Genomic DNA, 1171 nt, shown 5'->3' on the forward strand with positions numbered 1-1171 from the left:
ACCGCGCTGCCGCCGGTGCCCGGCCTGCTGTCCGCCCCGCACCGGGCCGCGCCCAGCGCCGCGCTCGACTTCACCCCGTACGACGGCACCGCGCCCCCGGCCCCCCGGGGCTCCGTGCACGTGCCGGTGCTGGAGCCGGGCCCTCAGTGGCTGGCGAACTGGGCGTCGCTGGTCGCGAGTCCGGGCGGCGCCCGGTACCCGGGCGCGGCGGCCGTACTGCACCGCCCCCTGCCCGCCGACGCCGACGACCGCGCCGACGTCGCGCGGCTGTCCGCCGAGGAACTGGTCCTGCGCTTTCGCGCGGGCGCGTCCCCGCAGGCCTACCGGCTGGCCGGCCTCCTCCCGCTCGGGCGCCCGGACCTGCCGGTGATGCGGCTGGTGCAGGCCGCCGTCGAACCGGACCCGCTCCCGAGCCACCTGGCCGAGGTCATCCTCAGCGGCCTGCTCACCACCGTCCCGGGGCCGCCCGGCTCCTACGAGTTCCGCCCCGGCGTACGCGAGCTGCTCCTGCGGGGGCTGCCCCGCACCGCGCGCGCCCGCACCCACGACCTGCTGCTGCGGACCGGCGGTCTGATCGACGAGCGGGCCGGGCGCTCGCCCGGCGAGTTCCGTGCGCTGATCCCCTCGCGGGAGGGCACCGAACGGGCCGACGGGAGGGGATCGTTCGCGGCGATCAGCCAGGAGAGCGCACGGCAGCTGTCCACGCCGCCGCGTCCACCGGGCCCCTCGCCCTTCCCGCCCGGGCTGCGCGCCCGTTACCGGCCGGTGCGGCGGCTCGCACCGGCCGGGAGGATGTGGGTGGCCGAGGACACCGGGACCAACCGGACCGTGGCGGTCCGGCTGCACGATCCGCTCCCCGACGCCGCCTCGCGCCGGGCGTTCCTGAGGGACGCGCGCCGCCTGACGGAGTTCGCTCACCCGAACGTGGTGACCGTCCTCGACGGCGGCGTCGAGGACGGCGTCCCGTACGTCGTCATGGAGCACCTCGACGGCATCTCCCTGAACGCGCTCTTCCGGTCCAACGGCCGGCGGCTGCCGCCGCCGCTGACGGTGTCGGTCGGGGCCCAGCTCGCACGGGCCCTCACCGCCCTGCACGAGTCGGGCGTCACGCACGGCGGTCTGGAGGCGTCCCGGGTGGTCCTGCTCCCGGACGGCACGGCCCGGCTCAGCC

General features: G+C 77.8%; 1 protein-coding gene. It reads left to right on the forward strand.

Translation table 11 applies throughout. The annotated features are described in order from the left end of the window. Positions 1 to 1171: protein kinase (locus ACFW2E_RS47385; RefSeq protein ID WP_384478507.1), on the forward strand; the 1171-nt coding region annotated here is incomplete at both ends.

The sequence above is a fragment of the Streptomyces sp. NPDC058964 genome, assembly GCF_042741275.1.
Lineage (GTDB): Bacteria > Actinomycetota > Actinomycetes > Streptomycetales > Streptomycetaceae > Streptomyces.